The organism is Pseudomonas sp. BIGb0381 (assembly GCF_024809815.1).
GTDB lineage: Bacteria > Pseudomonadota > Gammaproteobacteria > Pseudomonadales > Pseudomonadaceae > Aquipseudomonas.
In genome coordinates this window covers 1-22,801 of sequence record NZ_JANUEN010000007.1, presented here as the reverse complement: position 1 = coordinate 22,801, position 22,801 = coordinate 1, and the positions used below count along the sequence as shown (strand labels likewise).

The 22,801-nt window shown below is 60.6% G+C and carries 27 protein-coding genes and 1 pseudogene; 17 read left to right on the top strand and 11 right to left on the bottom strand.

Annotated elements, in window-relative coordinates:
* The first annotated feature begins 20 nt into the window (after window positions 1–20).
* The 4 genes from glnK (at window position 21) to sutA (ending at window position 2,794) form a co-directional block, all read left to right on the top strand.
* The gene (glnK, locus tag M2397_RS18940; protein ID WP_002555808.1) at window positions 21–359 is read left to right on the top strand and encodes a P-II family nitrogen regulator; all 339 of its coding nucleotides are present in this window, start codon (window positions 21–23) and stop codon (window positions 357–359) included.
* A 34-nt stretch (window positions 360–393) separates the two neighbouring features.
* Window positions 394–1,731, top strand: a complete 1,338-nt coding sequence (locus M2397_RS18935) for an ammonium transporter (protein WP_131697627.1) — start codon at window positions 394–396, stop codon at window positions 1,729–1,731.
* A gap of 199 nt (window positions 1,732–1,930) precedes the next feature.
* Window positions 1,931–2,356, top strand: a complete 426-nt coding sequence (locus tag M2397_RS18930) for a secondary thiamine-phosphate synthase enzyme YjbQ (protein ID WP_065938004.1) — start codon at window positions 1,931–1,933, stop codon at window positions 2,354–2,356.
* 102 nt (window positions 2,357–2,458) lie between these two features.
* Window positions 2,459–2,794 carry a transcriptional regulator SutA gene (gene sutA / locus M2397_RS18925; RefSeq protein ID WP_131697626.1) on the top strand — a complete coding sequence of 112 codons (336 nt, stop codon included), beginning with the start codon at window positions 2,459–2,461 and terminating at the stop codon, window positions 2,792–2,794.
* A gap of 196 nt (window positions 2,795–2,990) precedes the next feature.
* On the opposite strand, the gene M2397_RS18920 is transcribed toward sutA, so the two are convergent.
* From M2397_RS18920 to M2397_RS18895, 6 genes are read right to left on the bottom strand one after another with little or no spacing between them, the layout of a single operon-like run.
* Window positions 2,991–3,686, bottom strand: coding sequence for an HAD family hydrolase (locus M2397_RS18920; RefSeq protein ID WP_259244240.1), 696 nt, complete (start codon window positions 3,684–3,686; stop codon window positions 2,991–2,993).
* Window positions 3,683–4,582, bottom strand: coding sequence for a tyrosine recombinase XerC (gene xerC, locus M2397_RS18915; protein ID WP_131697624.1), 900 nt, complete (start codon window positions 4,580–4,582; stop codon window positions 3,683–3,685). Before xerC ends, M2397_RS18920 begins: the two co-directional genes overlap by 4 nt.
* Window positions 4,583–4,584: 2 nt before the next feature.
* Window positions 4,585–5,301 (bottom strand): DUF484 family protein, encoded by a 717-nt coding sequence (locus tag M2397_RS18910; RefSeq protein WP_131697623.1) that lies wholly within the window; start codon window positions 5,299–5,301, stop codon window positions 4,585–4,587.
* Window positions 5,302–5,314: 13 nt separating this feature from the next.
* Entirely contained in the window at window positions 5,315–6,145 is an 831-nt protein-coding gene (gene dapF / locus M2397_RS18905; protein ID WP_131697622.1) for a diaminopimelate epimerase, read from the bottom strand.
* Between the two features lie 3 nt (window positions 6,146–6,148).
* Entirely contained in the window at window positions 6,149–7,396 is a 1,248-nt protein-coding gene (gene lysA, locus M2397_RS18900) for a diaminopimelate decarboxylase (protein WP_259244239.1), read from the bottom strand.
* A 9-nt stretch (window positions 7,397–7,405) separates the two neighbouring features.
* Entirely contained in the window at window positions 7,406–7,576 is a 171-nt protein-coding gene (locus M2397_RS18895) for an LPS translocon maturation chaperone LptM (protein WP_010207449.1), read from the bottom strand.
* Between the two features lie 238 nt (window positions 7,577–7,814).
* Between M2397_RS18895 and cyaY the strand changes: the two genes are divergently transcribed.
* The 3 genes from cyaY to rnk all read left to right on the top strand — a co-directional run bounded on the left by cyaY (window position 7,815) and on the right by rnk (window position 8,910).
* The gene (gene cyaY, locus M2397_RS18890; RefSeq protein ID WP_032884360.1) at window positions 7,815–8,147 is read left to right on the top strand and encodes an iron donor protein CyaY; all 333 of its coding nucleotides are present in this window, start codon (window positions 7,815–7,817) and stop codon (window positions 8,145–8,147) included.
* Between the two features lie 2 nt (window positions 8,148–8,149).
* Window positions 8,150–8,368 carry a DUF1289 domain-containing protein gene (locus M2397_RS18885; RefSeq protein WP_131697620.1) on the top strand — a complete coding sequence of 73 codons (219 nt, stop codon included), beginning with the start codon at window positions 8,150–8,152 and terminating at the stop codon, window positions 8,366–8,368.
* Window positions 8,369–8,499: 131 nt separating this feature from the next.
* Entirely contained in the window at window positions 8,500–8,910 is a 411-nt protein-coding gene (rnk, locus tag M2397_RS18880; protein ID WP_131697619.1) for a nucleoside diphosphate kinase regulator, read from the top strand.
* On the opposite strand, the gene M2397_RS18875 is transcribed toward rnk, so the two are convergent.
* The 3 genes from M2397_RS18875 to M2397_RS18865 all read right to left on the bottom strand — a co-directional run bounded on the left by M2397_RS18875 (window position 8,907) and on the right by M2397_RS18865 (window position 12,550).
* Entirely contained in the window at window positions 8,907–11,747 is a 2,841-nt protein-coding gene (locus tag M2397_RS18875) for a class I adenylate cyclase (RefSeq protein ID WP_145337428.1), read from the bottom strand. The two genes, rnk and M2397_RS18875, sit on opposite strands and share 4 nt — an antisense overlap.
* Window positions 11,748–11,915: 168 nt before the next feature.
* The gene (locus M2397_RS18870; RefSeq protein WP_145337429.1) at window positions 11,916–12,170 is read right to left on the bottom strand and encodes a TIGR02647 family protein; all 255 of its coding nucleotides are present in this window, start codon (window positions 12,168–12,170) and stop codon (window positions 11,916–11,918) included.
* Between the two features lie 95 nt (window positions 12,171–12,265).
* On the bottom strand, window positions 12,266–12,550 hold the full coding sequence (locus M2397_RS18865; RefSeq protein ID WP_065926681.1) for a hypothetical protein: 285 nt from the start codon (window positions 12,548–12,550) through the stop codon (window positions 12,266–12,268).
* Between the two features lie 91 nt (window positions 12,551–12,641).
* Between M2397_RS18865 and M2397_RS18860 the strand changes: the two genes are divergently transcribed.
* On the top strand, window positions 12,642–12,785 hold the full coding sequence (locus M2397_RS18860; RefSeq protein WP_405046452.1) for a hypothetical protein: 144 nt from the start codon (window positions 12,642–12,644) through the stop codon (window positions 12,783–12,785).
* 40 nt (window positions 12,786–12,825) lie between these two features.
* On the opposite strand, the gene argH is transcribed toward M2397_RS18860, so the two are convergent.
* On the bottom strand, window positions 12,826–14,220 hold the full coding sequence (gene argH / locus M2397_RS18855; RefSeq protein WP_131697616.1) for an argininosuccinate lyase: 1,395 nt from the start codon (window positions 14,218–14,220) through the stop codon (window positions 12,826–12,828).
* A 389-nt stretch (window positions 14,221–14,609) separates the two neighbouring features.
* On the opposite strand from argH, the pseudogene M2397_RS30565 reads away from it, so the two are divergent.
* The 8 genes and pseudogenes from M2397_RS30565 to rsd all read left to right on the top strand — a co-directional run.
* A pseudogene (locus M2397_RS30565) lies at window positions 14,610–14,726 on the top strand (sensor histidine kinase); the annotation flags it as partial.
* Window positions 14,723–15,469, top strand: coding sequence for a LytTR family DNA-binding domain-containing protein (locus M2397_RS18850; protein WP_131697615.1), 747 nt, complete (start codon window positions 14,723–14,725; stop codon window positions 15,467–15,469). The pseudogene M2397_RS30565 and the gene M2397_RS18850, both read left to right, overlap by 4 nt.
* 137 nt (window positions 15,470–15,606) lie before the next feature.
* The gene (hemC, locus tag M2397_RS18845) at window positions 15,607–16,548 is read left to right on the top strand and encodes a hydroxymethylbilane synthase (RefSeq protein ID WP_131697614.1); all 942 of its coding nucleotides are present in this window, start codon (window positions 15,607–15,609) and stop codon (window positions 16,546–16,548) included.
* Window positions 16,545–17,303, top strand: coding sequence for a uroporphyrinogen-III synthase (locus M2397_RS18840; RefSeq protein ID WP_145337430.1), 759 nt, complete (start codon window positions 16,545–16,547; stop codon window positions 17,301–17,303). The genes hemC and M2397_RS18840 overlap by 4 nt, the downstream gene beginning before the upstream one ends.
* 18 nt (window positions 17,304–17,321) lie before the next feature.
* Window positions 17,322–18,446, top strand: a complete 1,125-nt coding sequence (locus M2397_RS18835) for a uroporphyrinogen-III C-methyltransferase (RefSeq protein WP_259244238.1) — start codon at window positions 17,322–17,324, stop codon at window positions 18,444–18,446.
* A gap of 5 nt (window positions 18,447–18,451) precedes the next feature.
* The gene (locus tag M2397_RS18830) at window positions 18,452–19,693 is read left to right on the top strand and encodes a heme biosynthesis protein HemY (RefSeq protein ID WP_131697613.1); all 1,242 of its coding nucleotides are present in this window, start codon (window positions 18,452–18,454) and stop codon (window positions 19,691–19,693) included.
* Window positions 19,694–19,930: 237 nt separating this feature from the next.
* Entirely contained in the window at window positions 19,931–20,452 is a 522-nt protein-coding gene (locus M2397_RS18825) for a disulfide bond formation protein B (protein ID WP_131697612.1), read from the top strand.
* A 209-nt stretch (window positions 20,453–20,661) separates the two neighbouring features.
* On the top strand, window positions 20,662–21,120 hold the full coding sequence (gene rsd, locus M2397_RS18820; RefSeq protein WP_131697611.1) for a sigma D regulator: 459 nt from the start codon (window positions 20,662–20,664) through the stop codon (window positions 21,118–21,120).
* Between the two features lie 54 nt (window positions 21,121–21,174).
* Here the strand turns inward: rsd and M2397_RS18815 are convergent, their stop codons facing one another.
* A complete protein-coding gene (locus tag M2397_RS18815) occupies window positions 21,175–21,852 on the bottom strand; it encodes an FKBP-type peptidyl-prolyl cis-trans isomerase (RefSeq protein WP_145337433.1) in 678 nt (225 codons plus the stop codon).
* Between the two features lie 192 nt (window positions 21,853–22,044).
* Between M2397_RS18815 and M2397_RS18810 the strand changes: the two genes are divergently transcribed.
* Window positions 22,045–22,801 (top strand): AlgP family protein (locus M2397_RS18810; protein WP_259244237.1); only part of this gene is annotated, 757 nt, incomplete at its 3' end.

Sequence of the window (22,801 nt, the reverse complement as noted above, 5' to 3'; positions counted from 1 at the left end):
CAATTCGGGAGAGAGTTTTCATGAAGCTAGTCACTGCCATCATCAAGCCGTTCAAGTTGGACGATGTACGCGAGTCGTTGTCCGAGATCGGCGTGCAGGGCATTACCGTTACTGAGGTCAAGGGCTTCGGTCGGCAGAAGGGTCACACCGAGCTGTATCGCGGCGCGGAATATGTAGTCGATTTCCTGCCGAAGGTGAAGATTGATGTCGCTATTGACGACAAGGATCTTGACCGGGTTATCGAGGCGATAACCAAGGCCGCCAACACCGGCAAGATCGGTGACGGCAAGATCTTCGTGGTCAATCTGGAACAGGCTATTCGCATCCGTACCGGCGAAACCGATACCGACGCAATCTAAGCCGCCAAACCCCAACGCCCCAGGAGAAAACAATATGACTCTGCGTAAATTCGCAGGGCTCGGAGCCCTGTTGTCCATCGTAATGCCAAGCCTGGCCATGGCGGCAGACGAAGTGGCTGCTCCAGTCCTCAATTCCGGCGACACCGCCTGGATGCTCACATCCACTGCGCTGGTGCTGTTCATGACCATTCCAGGCCTGGCGCTGTTCTACGGCGGCATGGTGCGCTCCAAAAACATTCTTTCGGTAATGATGCAGTGCTTCGCCATCACGGGCCTGATCAGCATCCTGTGGGTCGTCTACGGCTATAGCATCGCGTTCGATACCACGGGTATGGAACAGGGTGTGGTCAACTTCAACTCCTTCTTCGGCGGCATGGGCAAGGCGTTCCTGGCGGGTGTGACCCCGGCCAGCATCACCGGGCCGGCTGCGCTGTTCCCGGAAGCAGTGTTCATCACCTTCCAGATGACCTTCGCCATCATCACCCCGGCACTGATCGTCGGTGCGTTCGCCGAACGCATGAAGTTCTCCGCCATGCTGATCTTCATGGCTATCTGGTTCACTCTGGTCTATGCGCCAATCGCCCACATGGTGTGGAGCGGCAACGGTGGCCTGCTATGGGACTGGGGCGTGCTGGACTTCGCCGGCGGCACCGTGGTGCACATCAATGCCGGTGTTGCTGGCCTGGTGGCGTGCATCGTGCTCGGCAAGCGTAAAGGCTTCCCGACCACACCAATGGCGCCTCACAACCTGGGCTACACCCTGGTGGGTGCTGCCATGCTGTGGGTTGGCTGGTTCGGCTTCAACGCCGGCTCTGCGGCTGCGGCCAACGGCACCGCCGGTATGGCGATGCTGGTGACTCAGATTGCTACCGCTGCTGCAGCCCTGGGCTGGATGTTCGCCGAGTGGATCACTCACGGTAAGCCAAGCGCACTGGGCATCGCCTCGGGTGTCGTGGCTGGTCTGGTAGCCGTTACGCCGGCCGCTGGCACTGTTGGCCCGATGGGCGCTCTGGTGATCGGCCTGGTGGCCGGTGTGATCTGTTTCTTCTGCGCCACCAGCCTCAAGCGCAAACTGGGCTATGACGACTCCCTGGACGCATTCGGCGTGCACGGTATCGGCGGTATCGTCGGTGCGATCCTCACCGGTGTGTTTGCAGCCCCTGCATTGGGCGGCTTCGGCACCGTGACTGACATTGCAGCTCAAGTCTGGATCCAGTGCAAAGGTGTCGGCTTCACCGTGATCTACACGGCCATTGTCACCTACGTCATCCTCAAGGTGCTGGACATGGTCATGGGCCTGCGTGTCACCGAAGAGGAAGAGGCTGTCGGCCTCGACCTGGCGCAACACAACGAACGCGGCTACAACCTGTAAGTACGCGAAAAAAAGATGCCCGGCTTGCCGGGCATTTTTTTGCCTGGCGTTTGTCAGTCATAACAAGCTGTGCCGGTTTTTGCGCAGAGTTTGTCATGCACTTTCCACCGTGCGAATGTCTTACAGGCATGTAGGCGTATTCGGCACTTTGTTTTTTCCCAGAGCGCGCTAGAATGCGCGCCGATGGGCGGAGAACTGTATGTGGCAACAGACCCTGATTACCCTGCGGGCCAAGCCCCGGGGCTTTCACCTGGTGACTGACGAGTTGCTTGCCGGTTTGCCTGAACTGAAGGCCTGCCGCGTGGGCCTGTTGCACCTGTGGCTGCAGCACACCTCGGCCTCGTTGACCGTCAACGAGAATGCCGATCCGGCGGTTCGTCGTGACTTCGAGCGTTTTTTCAACTCGCTGGTGCCGCAGGGCCGCGCCGGGTTCGAACACAACGACGAAGGTCCGGATGACCTGCCGGCGCACTTCAAGGCCAGTCTCCTGGGCTGCCAGCTGAGTTTGCCGGTCAAGGCCGGCCGCTTGGCGATAGGGACCTGGCAAGGTGTTTATCTGGGCGAGCACCGTGATCATGGCGGTGCTCGTAAAGTCCTCGCCACCTTGCACGGTGATGGGGCATAAGCCACTGGTTATCCGGTGGATGTTGATTTTTCCCCGGTGACCTCGACAGAGGATGAAGCTGGGCTATAACTAATCTGCTTTTCGCAAGTCATGAGGTAGAACATGAGCGACGATGATCTGGAAAACGACGACCTCGAAGTAGGTGACGACGACGAGGCCGAAGATAGTCTTGATGCGGCAGCAGTTGACGACGTTGCTGACGAGGCCGATGACGGTGGTGGCGATGACGCGGCTCCCAAAGCCAAGGGCAAAGCCAAGGCTGCTGTTTCGGTAGATGAATTGCCGAGCGTTGAAGCCAAGAATAAAGAGCGCGATGCGCTGGCCCGTGCGATGGAAGAGTTTCTTGCCAAAGGCGGCAAAGTGGTTGAAGTCGAGCCCAATGTGGTTGCAGACCCGCCCAAGAAGCCGGATAACAAGTACGGCAGCCGACCTATCTAAGGTCAGCCACCTGCTTGCAAGAAAAAGCCCGCCGTCGCTGCGGGTTTTTTCATGCCTGTAATAACCGGCTACAGGTCACCCCCCAATCAAGTGTGGGAGGGGGCTTGCTCCCGATTACAGTAGGTCAGTCAATACATCGGGAGACTGATACACCGCTATCGGGAGCAAGCCCCCTCCCACATTTTTCTCACCCGTATTACTGCCAGCTACGAAGTAACGCCGGCAACTCCGTCAGGCTGCGAATCTGTGCGTCCGGGAGTTTATCCCCTTCCCACACCTTGTCCGACGGGTTAAACCACACCGCCCGCAGCCCCGCCTGCTGCGCCCCAGCAATGTCGTCCCCGGGGTGGTCGCCAACATGCACCGCCGCACTGGCATCTACTCCGCCGCGCTGCAGCGCTTCCTGGAACAGCCGCGCATCCGGCTTGGCGATGCCAATATCTTCAGCGCGCAGCGCAAAGTGAAAATAGTCCGCCAGGCCAACACGCTGCACATCGGCATTGCCATTGGTGATCACACCCAGCAGAAAGTGCTGGCGCAGTGCTTGCAGCATCGGCTCGGCTTCTGGGAATGGCGTGAGCTGATGGCGGGCGTGAATGAACGCTTCGAAACACACATCGGCCATTTCCGTGGCCTCAGGCTGTGGGTAACCGGCCTCTTCAAACGCATGCATCAAGACTCGGTGGCGCAGGACGCTGATGCGGTGTTTGAGTTCGGGATGACGTTGCAGTACCTGCTGGCGAAGGCTGGCAAAATGCTCCAGGGGCAGGTCGCCAACTTTGGCGGCGTAGGTGGCCAGCCATTCGCGCATCGACGCTTCGGCGCCGATGATGACGGGTACGTTGTCCCAGAGCGTGTCGTCCAGGTCGAAGGTGATCAGCTTGATACTCATGAGTCGCCGCCCTTGATGCGTTTGGCCCGTGGATGGGCGCTGTCGTAGACCGTTGCCAGATGTTGGAAGTCCAGATGGGTGTAGATCTGCGTGGTCTTGATGTCGGAATGGCCGAGCAGTTCCTGCACGGCGCGCAGATCCTGGGACGATTCCAGCATATGGCTGGCAAAGGAGTGCCGCAGCATATGCGGGTGCAGGTTCTGCCCCAGCTCGCGCTCGCCCGCGGCCTTGACCCGAACCTGGATGGCCCGTGGCCCCAGGCGCCGGCCTTGCTGGCTGATAAACACCGCGTCGTCCACCGGGTTGGCCAGGGCGCGCAGCGGCAGCCAGGTTTGCAGGGCTTCGCGGGCTTTCCTGCCTACCGGCAGCACCCGGGTCTTGCTGCCCTTGCCGAGCACCTGCACCAGGCCGTCGGCCAGGTCCAGTTGATCGAGGTTCAGCCCCGTCAGCTCCGACAGGCGCAGGCCTGAAGAGTAGAACAGTTCGAGGATCGCCTGGTCGCGGTGGGCGAGGAAGTCGTCCTCCACGGCGCCATCGAGCAATTGCAAGGCGCGGTCGGTATCCAGGGTCTTGGGCAGGCGTCGCTCGCCTTTCGGCGGAGCCAGGCCATTGGCCGGGTCGTGGTCGCAGAGGCCTTCGCGATTGAGGTAGTGATAGAGGCCACGCACCGCCGACAGCAGGCGCGACAGGCTGCGTGAGGACTGGCCCGCCTGGTGCAACCTTGCGATCAGGCTGCGCAGGCTCTGGATATCCAGGGCCTTCCAACTGGCGATCTGCTGTTTTTCGCAGTAGGCCAGGACCTTGTTCAAGTCCCGTCGGTAAGCTTCCAGCGTATGGGGCGACACCTGGCGCTCGTTGCGCAGGTGAGCGCAATAAGCGTCCAGTTGCCGTTCCATGGCTAGCGCACCGCGCGAAGGGCGGTGGTGAAGCGCGGCAATACTCGGCCCAGCACTTCGGCGATATAGGTCAGGAACAGCGTGCCCACCGAGCTTTTGTAGTGCGCGGGATCGCGGCTGGCAATGGCCAGTACGCCGTGCAGGCCTTGATGGCTGAGGGCGACTACGGCGGTAGAGCCGATCTGCTTGCGCTGTTCGGCGCCGAACAGGAAGTCCAGTTCATGCTCGCGCAAGGTGCCGCTGATGGTCTTGCCTTCGGAAAGCAGGCCGCCGATCGCGGTTTGTGCGTCGTTGCCGCTGACCCAGCGACCTACCGGCATCGGGTTGTCGCTGAACAGGATCAGGCTGACAAAAGGCACCTGGAAGTCCTGGCGCAGGCTGTCTTCCACGGCAATCACCGTTTCTTCCAGGCTGCCGGCGTCCATCAGGGTAAGAATCAGGCGGCGGGTTTTCTCGAACAGACGGTCGTTGTCGCGGGCGACATCCATCAGGTGCGAGAGCTTGTGGCGCATTTCGATATTGCGCTCGCGCAGGATCTTCATCTGTCGCTCCACCAGCGACACGGTATCGCCACGCTGGTGGGGGATGCGCAGGGCCGGCAGCAGTTCTTCGTGTTCGACGAAGAAGTCCGGATTAGCCTCAAGGTACGCCGCGACGGCAGCGGCCTCCAGACTTTCGCTCGGGGTTGCTTGTGCGGGCACTTGAGGCTTATCGGTCATTGGCTTGGCTCACTCATAGACGGACCTGTCCTTCGTATACGCGCGAGGCCGGCCCGGTCATCATCACCGGGTGGCCAGGGCCTGCCCATTCGATGGACAAGCGTCCACCGGGCAGGTCGATCAACAGCGGCGAATCCATCCACCCCTGGCTGATCGCGGCCACGGCAGCGGCGCAAGCACCTGTACCGCAGGCCTGGGTTTCGCCGGCGCCGCGTTCCCACACACGCAATTGCGCGCGGGAACGGTCGATCACCTGCAGGAAGCCCACATTGACCCGCGCCGGAAAGCGCGGGTGGTGTTCGATCTTCGGCCCCAGTTCATGCACGGGCGCAGTGTTGATGTCGTTGACCCGCAGCACGGCATGGGGGTTGCCCATGGAGACGGCCGCCAGGTCGACGATCTTGCCGTCGACATCCACTGCATAGCTGGTGGCCTGCTCGCTGGCCTGGAACGGAATATCCGCCGGCACCAGGCGTGGCGCGCCCATGTTGACGCTGATCTGGCCGTCGCTGCGGATATCCAGCTCGATCACACCGCTCTTGGTCTCGACGCGAATCTGCCGCTTGGCGGTCAGGCGCTTGTCCAGCACAAAGCGTGCAAAGCAGCGCGCACCGTTGCCGCACTGTTCCACTTCGGAGCCGTCGGAGTTGAAGATCCGATAACGGAAATCCACCTCCGGGTTGCTTGGCGCCTCGACGATCAACAATTGGTCGAAACCAATCCCGGTATGCCGGTCGCCCCACTGTTTAGCGTGCTTGGGCAGGATGTGCGCGTGCTGGCTGACCAGGTCGAGGACCATGAAATCGTTGCCCAGCCCGTGCATCTTGGTAAAACGCAGCAGCATGGCTTACTCCGGCAGCAGGCTTTCGCCAGCATACAACTCGGCTACCGTCTCGCGGCGACGCACTTCAAACGCTTGATCACCGTCCACCAGCACCTCGGCGGTACGCCCGCGGGTGTTGTAGTTGGAACTCATGACAAACCCGTAGGCACCGGCCGAATGCACGACCAGCAGGTCGCCTTCTTCCAGGGCCAGTTGACGATCCTTCGCCAGGAAGTCACCGGTCTCGCAGATCGGGCCGACGATGTCATAGGCGCGCACTTCGCTGTTGCGAGGCGTCACCGCGGTGACATTCATCCAGGCCTGGTACAGCGCAGGGCGGATCAGGTCGTTCATCGCCGCGTCGACGATGGCAAAGTCCTTGTGCTCGGTGTGCTTGAGGTACTCGACCTGGGTCAGCAACACGCCGGCGTTGGCGACGATATAGCGGCCCGGCTCGAACATCAGCGTCAGGTCGCGGCCTTCGATGCGCTCACGCACGGCCTGGATATAGTCGGCGATCGCCGGGGGCTCTTCATCGCGATAACGCACGCCCACGCCACCGCCGAGGTCGATGTGGTGCAGGTAGATGCCGCATTCGCCCAGGCGGTCGATCAATGCCAGCAGGCGGTCGAGGGCATCCAGGAACGGTGGCAGTGTGGTCAGTTGCGAGCCGATATGGCAGTCGACACCCAGCACCTCCAGGTTCGGCAGCTGGGCGGCGCGGATGTACACGTCTTCGGCGTCGGCAATGGCGATGCCGAATTTGTTCTCTTTGAGACCGGTGGAAATGTACGGGTGGGTGCCGGCATCGACGTCCGGGTTGACGCGCAGGGAGATCGGCGCACGAACGCCCACCTCGGCCGCGACGACTTGCAGGCGCTCCAGCTCGTCGGTGGATTCGACATTGAAGCAATGCACGCCGACTTCCAGGGCCCGGCGCATGTCCTCGCGGCTCTTGCCGACGCCGGAGAACACGATCTTGTCGGGCTGGCCGCCGGCGGCCAGGACCCGTTCCAGCTCGCCACGGGAGACGATGTCGAAACCGGCGCCCAGACGCGCCAGGACATTCAGTACACCCAGGTTGGAGTTGGCCTTGACTGCGTAGCACACCAGGTGCGGTACGCCCTCGAGAGGGTCGGTGAACGAGCGGTATTGGGCTTCGATATGCGCACGGGAGTACACGTAGGTCGGGGTACCAAAGCGCTGGGCAATCGCGGACAACGCCACGCCTTCCGCGAACAGCTCGCCGTCCCGGTAGTTAAAAGCGTCCATGGAGTTCCCTTATTCGTAGGTGTCGTGCTTATGCGCTTTGGATGGCTTTTGCGACGATTGCGCCTGTTCATTCGGGTCTTTGCTGTCATCGGGCAGGTACAGCGGGCCTTTTTGACCACAGGCACTAACGAGGCAAGCGACCGCGACGAGCGCAGCAAGGGAAGAGATCAGGCGCTTCATGGCGAAATCCTTGAATATGCATTAATTGCGCCCGAGTATACCGACCACCCGCCAGCTTGCCTATGCGCTGAAATACCCGTCCGGCGGGGGTTTGCCGAGATGGTCGGGAAGCGGACTACGCTGGTTGAGGATATTTCACGCCGTCAATCGTGCTGAAATCGGTATCCTTTGCAATCGGCGAGGCTCGCCCGTATCGTGCGGCGCTTGAGCAAAACCAGACACTTTTGAGGTTGCCACAATGAGTTTGACCGAAGCCCGTTTTCACGACCTGGTGGATGCGACCCAGCAGGCGCTGGAAGATATTTTTGACGATAGCGGCCTGGATGTGGACCTGGAAAACTCGGCCGGCGTGCTGACCGTCAAGTTCGAGAGTGGCCAGCAACTGATCTTCAGTCGCCAGGAACCGCTGCGTCAGCTGTGGCTGGCGGCGCGCTCCGGTGGCGTTCACTTCGACTACGACGAAGAAAGCGGCAAATGGCAGTGCGACAAGAGTGAAGAGTTGTTGGGCGAGATGCTCACGCGCCTGGTCCACGAATATACCGGCGCCGAGCTGGACTTTGACGAGATCTGATCGTGAGCCAGCCTGCACTCGTACGCCCGCCCAAGCCGCTGTTCAGTAATGTCAGCCCGGCGGTGCCGTCACCTTGTATCAGTTTGTGTCGCCTGGACGAGCAAAAAGTCTGCCTCGGCTGCTTCCGCCATGTGGAAGACATCCGTGAATGGCGCTCCGCCGATGATCAGCGGCGCCGAGTGATCGTGGCCCAGGCCGAGCAACGCAAGGCGGCGTCTTGAGCCTGTCTTGTTTATTTGCGCTGCTGTGATAGTGTCCGGGTACGCCTCAACTCATCGAGGCCCGTGAGAACCCCGCCTTTTCCTGGCGGGGTTTTGCTTTTTTGTGCAGAAAAAAGGAGTCTGCCTGAATCATGACCGCACCTTCCATCATCCTCACCCGTCTTGATGTGCAGCGTCTTGAGCAATTGATCGACCGTATGGACGAGACGCAGCCGGGCGTTATTGCGCTGCAAGCCGAACTCGACCGCGCCGAAGAAGTGGTTGGCCACGATGAAGTGCCTGCAACGGTCGTGACCATGAACTCCAGCGTTCATTGCCGTGAGCAAGGCAGCGGCAAGGACTACCACCTGACCCTGGTCTACCCGAAAGATGCGAACGCAGATGCAGGCAAGATTTCGGTCCTGGCCCCGGTGGGCAGTGCCTTGCTTGGCTTGCAGGTAGGGCAGCACATCGATTGGCCGGCACCGGGTGGCAAGACCCTCAAGCTTGAACTGCTCAGCGTTGAAGGCCAGCCGAAAGATGGCGGTGCCTTCCCTCTCTAAATCTGGCTCAGCGCTTCATTCAGCGCGAGCTCCAGCTCGGCCTTGTAGCGCAGATACAAATTGCTTGGGCTTTGCACATCACCGAGCAGCCCCGACAGGTCGAGGTCGGTGATGTAGCAGCGGTAGCGCTCGGCTTCCCGGCGTTGACCGACGATCTCCTGGGCGACCACGGCAAAGAGCTGGTCGCCGAATTCCAGTTCTGAAAATTCCCGCTGATTGCAGTACAGGGTAATGCCCACCTGGCCCTGCGCCGCCTTGCCGATAATCGCCTGCACGTCATAAAACGGTTTGTTGGCGGGATTTTGCGGGGCCGGCCGCGGCTCGACGCCGCGCGCGCGCGTGCCTCCCGACGGCAACAGTTGGTAGTACAAGGTTTGCACCTCGCCCAACGGTTGTTGCGTATCCAAAGGCGACAGCGCTTCCCGGCGATAGATGATCGACTGCAAAAAGCGCTGCAGCGGTGCCAACAGGCTCTGCTCATCATGAAACGGCAAGCTCTGCTGCCAGAGCGCGTTGAACTCATCCAGCACATACAGCTCGGCGAAGCCTTCATTGACCCGGTAGAACACCTGCACGCAATCGGCCATGCCCATGGGCAGCAACAGCGCCAGGTCGTGGTCTTCCAGGGCCATGGCATCCAGATGCAGCGGGCTGTAGCTGGCCAGCTCCTCGCTGAGATAGGCGACCAGTGCATCCTGGGTCGCCAGCGATACGTGGGTGGCCTGGCCCGGCATCAACTCCATCACGTGATAGTGCTGCTGCACTTGGAGCAAGTAGCGGTGGTTGCCTTGACCCAGCAGCAGGTTTTGCGCGGTATCGAAGACTTCTTCCACGCGCTGGGCAATGAATTGCGCACGGTTATGGCAAAAACAGCGTACCCGCAGGCGTGGCAAGTGATCTGACGGCAGTTGATTGAGGTAGTCGCGCAGGCAATCGAGCAGGGCGTGCGGGCCGTCGTAGCGGCTGACCATCACCTCGTTCCAACTGTTGAGGGTGACCTGGTCCAGGGTCAGTACGAGGTTGTCGCGCACACCGGCATAACTCAGGGAATCGGTGCGCTCCGTCGTCATCAGGATATTCAGGTCGCGATGATGCTTGAGTGGGTCGACGCCGACGTTGATCAGCAGCAACACTTCCTCGGGCACCGCCGAGCGCAGCAGGCGCGCTTCATCAACGCTGGCCAGGGGAAGGGCGATCGTCTGTTGCAGGCTGCCCAGCAGGTTGAACAGCTCGAATTCGGTCATGTCGCTGGTGCCGGGGTGCAGCGCCAGGCGGGTGCTGCTGTCGATGACGCCGTTGCGGTGGCACCAGGTGAGCATTTCCAGCAGGTCGCGGCTGCGCTTGATCGGCGCGAAGTGCTCCCACTCCAGGGCCGTGAGGTTGCCGTTGTACAGGCCCCAGTGGTGCTGGCCGGGCTCCTTGCGGTTGGGCGATTGCACCAGGGTCAGGGTGTCTTCGGCCAGGTCCGGGGCGATGCCGGGGTTGATGAATTCGACTTTGCCCGCCTTGCGTTCAAAGGCTGCGTATAGGCGCCGACCGAGCACATTGAGGTCACGCTTGTTGATCAGGCTGACGGTCTGTTCGGTACGGGCGAATTGGGTCAGGAAGCGATAGCTGTAGTTCAGCTCGCTGACCAGGGCCCGGCGCTCGGAGGCCACCTGGCGTACTTTCCACTGGCTGCGGCTGTCCAGCAGCGCCAGTTGGCGCTGGTCCCAGCCCCACTCATGGGCCAGGCGTTCCAGCAACAGCCGTTGCCAGCTGGCATTGCGCTGACCGGCGCTGAGTTTGCGGTTGACCTTCAGGTACAAGGCGCGGCGCACCAGTTCCAGGCGCTCGGGCTCGTTGCGTGCCCGGAGGTATTCCTCGATACGGCGGTACACCACGATGTACGGGTCCAGCTCATCCAGGTCCATCTGGTTGGCGAACACCGCGCGCTTAAAGCGCAGGCTCAGGCAATGCACGTTCGGGTGCTCGCTGGCGTAGACCTCGGTCAGCAGCAGCTTGAGTACCGATTTGTACGGCGACTCGATGCCCTTGAACAGTTGCCACAGCCCGGCACCAATGAATTCACCGGGAGGGATGCGCGCCAGGTGGCCGAGGTCGAGGGTTTCATCGGCGCGGATAAAACGTTTTGAGATCAGTGTGTGGGTGAATTCCGCATAGCGGGTTTCTTCATACACCGGCACCAGCCACCAGATCGGCGTGCGCCCGGCCAGCCAGATGGCTGTGCGGTAGAACTCGTCCAACAACAGGTAGTGCTGGGTCGTGCCGCAGTCGTCGGAGCTCAGCTGCGTATCGCGCTCGCCGAGTACGAAGCGCGTCGGCTCGATCAGGAAGAAGTGTGCCTCGGCGCCCATCGTGAGGGCCCAGGCTTCCAGCAGTTGGCATTTTTTGCGCAGCTCCGCGAGCTCGTTTTCACCCAGGTCGGGGGCGTGGCACACCCACACATCCATGTCACTCTGATCGGCCTGGGCCAGGGTGCCGAGGCTGCCCATCAGGAACAGGCCATGGATCGGTTTGGGTTGATTAACCGGACGCGGCTTGTAAGAGAACGAGCGGGTCAAGCGCTGGGCTTCGGTCAGGGCCTGGGCGTCGGGCTCGAAGTTCGACAGCCCGGCTGGCGTGCTGCCCGATACGTAACCTGGCAACAGCGGATGATTGACGTGAAAAAACAGCGGCAGCAGGGTCAGCACGCTTTGCTGGCGCGGCGTCAGCCCTTCGACGGCACGAGCCATGCGACCTTCATTGAGGGCCATGAAGCGCGCGCGCAATTGGGCCAGCACCTTGCGGTCGATGCCTTCGTCCAGGTCAGGGCGGATTTCATGGGTGCGGGTCATGTCGAACTCGGTGGCTCGCAGGGCCCGACATGGGCGGCCATGTAGGAGTTTACATTCAGTAGTGCAGGAGGTTTAGAGGGAAATGGTTTTTGACGTCAGAATTTTCTCGTTCCCACAGCAACGCCCTCGGAATCCGCACGGGGCGGACTCCATGGGCGGTATCAAGTATCAGGCGGCTTCTTTGGTCGCGGCGGTCGTCAGAATAGTCAGCAGGCTTTGTGCGTGCTCGGCAGCATCCCGGCCAAGGCTGGTCAGATAACCGCCATCTGGCTGGTCGATCAAGTCTTTGTCATACAGGCGCCGGGCAGCAGCGATGGCAGTGGGAGCGGCGGTCTGGTGGACTTTCAGACCTTCCTGGGAGCTACCCAGGTTGAAGAGTGCAAGGATTTCCAGTTCGGCAACCAACTCAGGGGTATACGACATAAGGACTCCAGACTTTCTAAAATTTATTAGAGGCTAGCAGACCATAAGGTGAACGCACTTTGCCGAACTGTCCAGCGTGTTGCGGTGTGCCGGGATTATTCCTTTTCGGGAGGCAGCTCAGGCAGTGCCCGCAGCGCTGTTTCATACCATTCGGTATTGAATGCGCGGTCATCATCCAGCATCGCGTCGATCTCGAAAGCCAACACATGAGCCATGAGATTCAGGATCTCCTCACGCTCATAACCCACCAGAGTCAGTTTGTTGAAAGTGGCCTTGGCGGCAGGTGGGTTGTCGCTTTCGATCTGGTTTTCGATCGCTTCGATCAAGGTGTTTTCGGTGAACTCTTCTTCGTCGCTGTCGATATCGGTCGGCTCGCTCATGGCAGGCTCCTCAAGGAAAGGGCGCCAGTCTACCCCCATTCAGGCAGGTGATGCTGCTGGCCAGGCGGGCTATAACGCTTGCAGCGGCTTCATGTACAGCGTGAACCTCGCCTGTGCGGTGGGCGAGAAGCTGTTTCTGGAGAGGCTGCCTGCCATGCCCAATGCGCAGAAGGTGGCGGCGGACAGGGAAGCAGCGATGCCGGCGTTCATGGCGATGAATGCGGCCAAAAAGTGATCAAGTGTGTGAGGGGGCTTGCCCCCCTCACACATTTTTTTTAGCGACTGGCGAGCAGGGCCTGGCCGCGCAAGACGGCTGCCTTCACCTGCGCCGGCGCGGTACCGCCCACGTGGTTACGGGCATTCACCGAGCCTTCCAGGGTCAACACGGCAAACACGTCCTGTTCGATCTGGTCACTGAACTGGCGCAGTTCTTCCAGGCTCATTTCCGCCAGGTCCTTGCCGGTGTCCACGCCGTACTTCACCGCATGGCCAACGATCTCGTGGCAGTCGCGGAACGGCAGGCCACGGCGTACCAGGTAGTCCGCCAGGTCAGTCGCCGTGGAGAAACCGCGCAGGGCCGCTTCACGCATGATCGCATGCTTGGGCTTGATCGCCGGGATCATGTCGGCAAACGCGCGCAGCGAATCGCGCAGGGTGTCGGCGGCGTCGAACAGCGGTTCCTTGTCTTCCTGGTTGTCCTTGTTGTAGGCCAAAGGCTGGCCTTTCATCAGGGTCAGCAGGCCCATCAGTGCGCCGAATACACGGCCGCTCTTGCCACGCACCAGCTCGGGCACGTCGGGGTTTTTCTTTTGCGGCATGATCGAGCTGCCGGTGCAGAAGCGGTCTGGCAGGTCGATGAACTGGAATTGCGCACTGGTCCACAGCACCAGCTCTTCGGAGAAACGCGACAGATGCATCATCGCAATGCTGGCGGCGGCGCAGAATTCGATGGCGAAATCGCGGTCCGATACGCCGTCCAGAGAGTTGCCGCCGACGGCGTCGAAGCCCAGCAGTTGCGCGGTGTACTCACGGTCGATCGGGTACGTGGTGCCGGCCAGGGCGGCGCTGCCGAGCGGCATGCGATTGGCGCGCTTGCGGCAATCCACCAGGCGCTCGTAGTCGCGGCTGAGCATTTCGAACCAGGCCAGCAGGTGGTGACCGAAGGTCACCGGTTGTGCGGTTTGCAGGTGGGTGAAGCCGGGCATGATGGTGTCCGCCTCACGCTCAGCCTGCTCCAGCAAACCTTTCTGCAAGCGGGTGATTTCGGCCAGGATCAGGTCGATTTCGTCGCGCAGCCACAGGCGGATGTCGGTGGCCACCTGGTCGTTACGGCTACGACCGGTGTGCAGTTTCTTGCCGGTCACACCGATACGGTCGGTGAGGCGGGCCTCGATGTTCATGTGCACGTCTTCCAGGTCGACACGCCAGTCGAACGTACCGGCTTCGATCTCACCGCGGATGGTGGTCAGGCCATCGATGATGCTGTCGCGCTCGGCGTCGGTCAGCACGCCGACCTTGGCCAGCATCGTCGCATGGGCGATGGAGCCCATGATGTCGTGGCGGTACAGGCGCTGGTCAAAGGTGACGGAGGCGGTGAAGCGGGCGACGAAGGCGTCGACGGGTTCACTGAAGCGGCCGCCCCAGGACTGGTTGGTCTTGTCGGTGCTCATGGATTCGCTCGTGGTCTGCTTATTAAGAGGCATGAAAGTGTGGCGGCGATAATAACAGGGTTGCCCTTGGAGGCGGTGCTGCGGGTCGTCGGCATTTTTATTTGTGCAAAGGATGGCTAAGTGCCTTGCCGCCGACCGCGTCCAGGACGAGACTGGAGGCAGCTGCTTATTGATACGATATTTGACGATTGAGCAATATCGTCTCGGCGAGCGTCTACAGTTGGACTGATAGTGTGTGAATGCACCAAAGTCGGGTAATGCGGTCAGAGCCTGACTATCCATTTAAAAGGGGGGTATTCGGATTGTGCATCAGCAAACCCTACGACGATGCCCGAAGGCAGCAGGTCTTGGGCGCTATTGAACAGGTCCGGGTAAATATGGGTGCCGCTGTCAGGGCACTTTTTGCCGCTCGCGCTAGTCTTAGCGTGGATCGCTGTGACGCAAGTCACCGCACCTGTCTACGCTATCCTTGTGCGAGACTCACGCAGGAATCCAGCGCTATATGAATGTCCTGATCGTTGATGACGAACCCCAAGCCCGCGAGCGACTGAGCCGTTTGGTCAGTGATCTCGAGGGTTATACAGTCCTTGAACCGAGTGCCACCAGCGGAGAGGAGGCGTTGACGTTGATCGACAGCCTCAAGCCGGACGTGGTGTTGCTCGATATCCGCATGCCGGGCCTTGATGGCCTGCAAGTTGCCGCCCGACTGAGTGAGCGCGAATCGCCACCCGCCGTGGTGTTATTTGCGGCGCAGGAAGAGTTTGCCGCGCAGACACTGGAGGCCAGTGGTGTCAGCTTCGTGGTCAAGCCGGTGACTGCCGAAGCCTTGCTCAGGGCCCTGAAGAAAGCTGAACGCCCCAACCGCACCCAGCTTGCTGCCCTGACCCAGCCGGCCGCCCAAAGTGGTAACGGGCCGCGCAGCCATATCAGTGCCCGCACACGCAAAGGCATCGAGCTGATCCCTTTGAACCAGGTGGTCTACTTCATTGCCGATCACAAGTACGTGACCTTGCGACATGAGGCCGGTGAAGTGTTGCTAGATGAGCCGCTCAAGGCCCTTGAGGATGAGTTCGGTGACCGCTTCGTGCGTATTCACCGTAACGCGCTAGTGGCCCGCGAGCGGATCGAGCGCCTGCAGCGCACGCCCCTCGGGCACTTTCAGTTGTTCCTCAAAGGGCTTAACGGGGATGCGTTAATTGTCAGCCGACGCCATGTCGCCGGCGTGCGCAAGATGATGCAGCAGCTTTAGCCCGGGGGTTTTGGCGAGACTGTATTCATTATCCCGGTGCGACGTGGCCAGGGAGGCCCCGCACTTGCTGATTCAAATCAAAGCGTATTTGCCTGAGCTGTTATTATCTGCCGTATCTATTCAGTACGGATTGATCCATGTCCTCTCGCGAAATCCGCATCGCCACCCGTAAAAGCGCCCTGGCCTTGTGGCAGGCCGAATACGTCAAAGCACGCCTTGAGCAGGCCCATCCCGGCCTCAAGGTGACCCTGGTGCCCATGGTCAGTCGCGGCGACAAGCTGCTGGACTCGCCGCTGTCGAAGATCGGCGGCAAGGGCCTGTTCGTCAAGGAACTGGAAACAGCGCTGCTGGAAAACGAAGCCGACATCGCTGTGCATTCAATGAAAGACGTGCCCATGGACTTCCCCGAAGGCCTGGGCCTGTTTTGCATCTGTGAACGTGAAGACCCGCGTGATGCCTTCGTTTCCAACACCTTCGCGTCCTTGGATGACTTGCCTCTGGGCAGCATTGTCGGCACCTCCAGCCTGCGTCGCCAGGCACAATTGTTGACCCGTCGTCCGGACCTGCAGATTCGCTTCCTGCGTGGCAACGTCAACACCCGCCTGGCCAAGCTCGATGCCGGTGAGTATGACGCGATCATCCTCGCTGCCGCCGGCCTGATCCGTTTGGGCTTCGAAGACCGCATCACCTCGGCCATCAGCGTCGAAGACAGTCTGCCTGCTGGTGGGCAAGGCGCCGTGGGCATTGAATGCCGCACCGCCGACAGTGAAATCCACGCTCTGCTCAAACCTCTGGATCACCACGATACTGAAGTGCGCGTCACGGCCGAACGCGCCCTGAACAAGCACCTCAACGGTGGCTGTCAGGTGCCGATCGCCTGTTACGCCGTGCTCGAAGGTGAAAACCTGTGGCTGCGTGGCCTGGTTGGGGATCCGGAAGGGGGCACTCTGCTGACTGCCGAAGTCCGTGGTCCGCAACGTGATGCCGTCGCCCTGGGTGTCCAGGTGGCTGAAGAGCTGTTGGACAAGGGGGCTGGCGCCATTCTGCAAAAGGTCTACGGCGAGGCCGGCCCGCAGTGACCGACTGGCGAGTGCTGCTGACACGGCCTGCCGAGGAATCGGCGGCCCTGGCGGCGGCGTTGTCCGAAGCCGGTATCTTCAGCAGCAGCCTGCCTTTGCTGGACATCGAGCCGTTACCCGTTACCCCCGAACAACAGGCCATCTTCGGCGATCTTGGCCGCTATTGTGCGGTGATCGTGGTGAGCAAACCGGCCGCGCGGCTTGCCGTGCAACAGTTGGATCAAGCCTGGCCGCAACTGTCGTGGTTCAGCGTCGGTGCGGCCACCGCGCAGGTCCTGGCTGATCACGGCCTCTGCGTTCACTATCCCCAAACCGGCGACGACAGCGAGGCCTTGCTTCAATTGCCTGCGTTGCGCGAGGCTATCGCACGGCCCGGTGCGCGGGTTTTGATCCTGCGCGGCGAGGGGGGGCGGGAGCTGCTGGCTGAGCGTTTGCGCGAGCAAGGTGCTAGTGTCGACTACCTGGAGTTGTATCGCCGTTTCCTGCCGACTTACGACACGGGTGTACTGACCCGGCGCATCCAGTTGGAACGCTTGAACGGCCTGGTGGTCAGCAGTGGGCAGGGTTTTTTGCACCTGCAAGCCTTGGCCGGACCCGATTGGCCACAGGTGGCACAGCTGCCGTTGTTCGTGCCCAGCCCCCGAGTCGCCGAGATGGCGCGGGCCGCTGGCGCAGAAAAAGTTGTGGATTGTCGCGGCGCGAGCGCCGCGGCTTTGTTAGTGGCGTTACGGAGTCATGCCGTTCCCACTCTCTGATACGCAAAGGACGGATACGTGAGCGAAACAGCCTTGCCTAAAGATGAAACCCAACCCGCACTTGATGCGCCGGTTGAGTCACCGGTCACCGCGCCGCGCCGCGGCAATGGCCTGGCAGTTGTCGCCCTGCTGCTTGGCGCTGCGGGTGTTGCCGCCGGCGGTTGGGGGATCTGGCAGGTCCGTGCCCTGCAAGCCAGCAGCCAGCAACAGCTGGGCCAAGTGCAGACCCTGGACGACCAATCCCAGACCCTCAAGCAAAGCCAGCAGCAACTGGCTGCACGCCTGGCGCAGCTGCCGGGTGCGGATGAGCTCGAGGAGCGCCGTCGCCTGGTGGCCCAGTTGCAGGGTGACCAGCAGCGCTTGAGCCAGCGCCTGGAAACCGTGCTGGGTGCCAGCCGCAAGGATTGGCGCTTGGCTGAGGCCGAACACTTGATTCGCCTGGCGAGTTTGCGCTTGTCTGCCTTGCAGGACATCAACAGCGCCCAGGCGCTGGTCCAGGGTGCCGACGAGATTCTTCGCGAGCAAAGCGATCCAGGCTCCTACGCTGCCCGCGAACAGTTGGCCAAGAGCCTTGCCGCGTTGCGCAGTACTGAGCAGCCGGACCGCACCGGGCTGTATCTGCAATTGGCGGCCTTGCGTGATCAGGTCGTGCAACTGGCGGCCATTGCCCCCGAGTATCAACTGACCGAGCCCGCATCCCAGGGGCGCCCGAGCACCGATACCGACAACCGATGGAGCCAGTGGTGGGAGCAGATCTCCCGCTACTTCCGCATCGACTTCAACCCTGATGACAACATCCGGCCGCTGCTTGCCGGCCAGGGCTTGAACCAAGTGCGCCTGGCCCTGAGCCTGGCCCTGGAACAAGCGCAATGGGCGGCGCTCAATGGTGAGTCGGCGGTGTACAGCCGTTCGCTGGGTGAAGCACGCAGCGTATTGCAGGACAACTTCAACCAGGACAACCCGCAGAGCAAGGCGATGCTGGCGCGTATCGCCGAGCTTGAGCCCAAAGCTGTCTCGGTAGTGACACCCGATTTGGCGGCGAGCCTGGCCGCAGTGCAGGCGTACCTCGAGCGTCGTCATTTGTCTGCTGACGAAGCCAAGGCAGCGTCCACGCCGGCGGCCACGTCGGCGAAGCAGGAGTAGAGCCGATGAAGCGTTTCTATGTGATCCTGGTGCTGGCGATTGCAATCGCCCTGGCACTGGCTGTGGGCATTTCGAAACACACCGGCTACGTGCTGATTACCTACCCTCATGTGCTGCACTACGAGTCGAGCCTGTGGGCTACCGTGGTGGCGGTGTTTGTCTTCGGCCTGGCCATCTACTTGATCCGCGTATTGCTGAGCCTGGTCACCACCTCGGGTGGCGTGGTTAACCCGTGGTCGCGACGTAACCGCAGTCGCCGCGTGCAGATTGCCATCGAACAGGGCCAGATGGACCTCGCCGAAGGACGTTGGGCCAGTGCGGAACGTCACCTGCACCGTGCCGCCGAAGCCGAGCGCCAGCCATTGCTGTACTACCTGGGCGCGGCCCGGGCGGCGAATGAGCAGGGCCGTTATGAAGAGTCGGACGGTTTGCTTGAGCGCGCTCTGGAGCGTCAGCCCCAAGCCGAGCTGGCGGTTGCCTTGAGCCATGCGCAGTTGCAGTTGGACCGTGGCGACACTGACGGCGCGCTCACCACCTTGCAGGCCATGCACGAGCGTCATCCCCACAACGGCCAAGTGCTGCGCCAATTGCAGCGCCTGCACCAGCAGCGTGGCGACTGGTCGTCGGTGATCCGTCTGTTGCCGGAGCTGCGCAAGGACAAGGTGTTGCCTGCCGGCGAATTGGCCGAACTGGAGCGTCGTGCCTGGGGGGAGAACCTGAGCCTGGCGGCCCAGCGCGAAGAGCAGGGCGAAGCCGGCTTGCAATCTCTTGAGCGGGCTTGGCAACAACTCACTTCCGCCCAGCGCCAGGAGCCGCAACTGGTCTTGGCCTATGCCGAACAACTGCGTCAATTGGGCGCCGATACCAAGGCGGAGGAGGCGTTGCGCGGTGCTATCAAGCGCGGCTACGACAGCCACCTGATTCGTCTCTACGGCCTGCTGCGCGGCAGTGACCCGGCCCGGCAATTGAAATTTGCCGAAGGCTGGCTCAAGGACCATCCGGGCGATGCCAGCCTGTTGTTGACGTTGGGTCGTCTGTGTCTGCAAAACAGCCTGTGGGGCAAGGCGCGGGATTACCTGGAAAGCAGCCTGCAGGTACAGCGTAATCCCGAGGCCTGTGCCGAATTGGCGCGGCTGTTGGCCCAGTTGGGCGACACTGAGCGCAGCAACCAACTGTTCCAGGAAGGCCTGGGCTTATTGGATAACCGCTTGTTGGCGTCTCCGCTGCCAGTTCCTGCCCGAGTTTGATGTAGGAAAGAAGTCGAGGGCTGGCTCAGATCCGTCTGACAGCCAGCCCTTCAATGCTGCGCATATGCCAGCCCTGAGAGGCTTTGAAGCATACTCCTACGCTAATGCGCTTCAAGTCTTCCATCCTCTGACGGGATGTCCCTACGTTCTCACGGAATCGTCTGCTCTGGCGCGTATTGAAAGGGGTCAGGCCTTTCCTCTAACGTAACGACCTACCTCTCGCGATGCGGATAAAGCATGTCTTTGGCCCCTTCACGCTCCTTGTTTTTCCTTGCGTTCATGGCGGGTGCGCTGACGTTGGGTGCGTCCTTCTATCTTGAGTTCGGTGCCTCGTTACGCCCTTGTTTCCTGTGTCAGATGCAGCGGGCCTTTCTGGCTGCCTTCACGCTGATCAATCTGGTCGCCGCCCTCCACAACCCCAGGCGCTCCACTTTTTACCTGTATGGGTTTACGAGCATGGCATGTGCGTTGTTGGGTGCCATCACCGCCGTACGGCAGGTGCTGCTGCAAAATGCCGCACCGGATCAAGCCGCCGATTGTTGGCCCAGTCTCAGTCACATGATCGAAAACCTGTCGCTGTGGCAGGCGTTGCAATTGACGGTCAAAGGCACTGTCGATTGCATGGAAATAAGCTGGACGCTGTTTGACCTGAGCCTTCCCGAGTGGAGCCTGCTGTTCTTCCTGGGCATGTTGATCCTCGGTGTCATGCAGTTTTCCCGACTGTTTTTGAGTCGTCCGTTGCGCTCAGCAAGGCGCTGAGCGGAGGCCGCAGTTTGTAGGAAGGGATTAAACACTTGTATGAACTTTCTCTCCTGCGTACCTTGAAGCCATAGTCGTGGGGGCATAATCTGGCCCGCACGCGTTATTGAAACCGTTTGTCAGACGCGGCCTTGTCCCGCTGCTGTTTTATCCTTGAAGTGTTGCGTGGGCATCAGGCGGCAGCGCCCCTATAGGGAAGAGAGATCATCATGCTGGAAAGTTGTCAGAATGCTCAGGAACGCTGGGGTGGGGTGCACAAGCTGATCGACAGCTGGTTGAAGGCACGTCACGAACTGGTTCGGGCCTTTGATGCTCTTGGCGCCAAGCCCGAGGCGCTGGCTGAGAATCGCAAGCCGTTGCAGGAGTTCTGTGAAGTGTTGGTGGACTATGTGTCTGCTGGCCATTTCGGTGTCTACGAGCAACTGACCAAAGAGGCGGAAGCCTTCGATGATAAGCGTGGTCTTGACTTGGCCGAGACTATTTATCCGCGCATCGATGTCATTACCGAGAAACTGCTGGCGTTCACCGACCTGTGTGATGCCGGCCAGTGCGTTGCTGAGAAATTCAAGGAGTTGGGTGGCCTGCTCCATGAGCGTTTCGAACTGGAAGATTGCCTGATCGAAGTGCTCCACAACGCTCATAAGGAAGAAGCTGCCACTCAGGCTTGATCATTGCTGGCGAGATAAAAAACGGTGCGCATGGCGCGCCGTTTTTTTATTGGGTCAGTGACGGGTGTCGAGCAATTCGATCTCGAATATCAGAGGCGTATAGGGCGGGATCAACTCACCGGCACCGTCGGCACCATAGGCTTGGGTCGATGGGATCACCAGGCGCCATTTGGCCCCGACCGGCATCTGCTGCAACGCGCTGCTCCAACCACTGATCACACTGTCCAGGCGAAACCACTGGGGTTGTGTGCTCTGATCGAAGACCGTGCCATCGGGCAATCGCCCAACGTAGTTCACTTGAACCTGATCATTCGCGCCAGGCTTGTTACCACTGCCGGGTGTCAGTTCCGTGAGCAGGATTCCATCGGCCAACTCGCGTACCCCTTTCGCGGCTTTTTCCTTGGTTAAAAACTGCTGCTCGGCGGCGAGCGCCTGTTCACTTTTTGGGGTTTGGACGTCGGCTTCGGCCTGTGCCTCATGCTGGGCAAGAATCTGTTCGATGCGCGCGTTATCCAACACCAGCGGCTTGCCTTGATAGGCTTGTTTGAGGCCGTCGATCAAGGCCTGGATCTGCAGGCCCGGGACTTCCTGGCGCAGACGCTCACCGAGGCTGGCGCCCAGGCTGTAGGCGAGGTCGTGCTGGTCTTGGGGCGTGGTTTTTGACGGTGATTGCTCGCTCGCATTGGCCGCAGAAATCGCCAGGCCCAGCACAAGAAAAAGGTAACGCGACATGGGCATTCTCCTGCCGAAAGTGCGACGGATTATGCCAGTGCCGGTGCGTAAAAAGTGCCGCTTGTTTTCGTTATATCGATAAGAATTTTCGCACGTTGCAACGCAACGCAAACGATACTGTCAACATGCCCTAGCGGCGGTAAGAGCAGAGGGCTAGTATGAGCCGCACCCACGTCAGCCAGGAGGTAAACCATGTCGGCCAAACAGAAGCCTGTAAATACCCCGTTGCATTTACTCCAACAACTTTCGGGCAGCTTGCTCGAACATCTGGAAAGCGCATGTTCCCAAGCGTTGGCCGATGCAGAAAAACTGCTCGCCAAGCTGGAAAAACAACGCGGTAAAGCGCAAGAAAAGCTGCATAAATCCCGCACCAAACTGCAAGACGCTGCTACTGCCGGCAAGGCCAAGGCACAAGCCAAAGCCAAAGACGCGGTAAAAGAACTCGAAGACCTGCTGGATGCTCTCAAGGATCGTCAAGCTGAAACCCGCACCTACATTTCCCAACTCAAAAAAGATGCTCAAGAAAGCCTGAAATTGGCCCAGGGCGTTGGTCGAGTGAAGGAAGCCGTAGCGAAAGTGCTGGGTGCTCGTGCACCGGCTAAAGCGGCCGCCAAGCCAGTTGCCAAAACTGCTGCTGCAAAACCAGCCGCCAAGCCAACTGCCAAAACCGCTGCTGCAAAACCAGCCGCGAAGCCAGTTGCCAAAACCGCTGCAGCAAAACCAGCCGCGAAGCCAGTTGCTAAAACCGCTGCAGCAAAACCAGCCGCGAAGCCAGCTGCCAAAACTGCTGCTGCAAAACCAGCCGCGAAGCCAGCTGCCAAAACTGCTGCTGCAAAACCAGCCGCGAAGCCAGCTGCCAAAACCGCTGCAGCAAAACCAGCCGCGAAGCCAGTTGCTAAAACCGCTGCAGCAAAACCAGCCGCGAAGCCAGCTGCCAAAACTGCTGCTG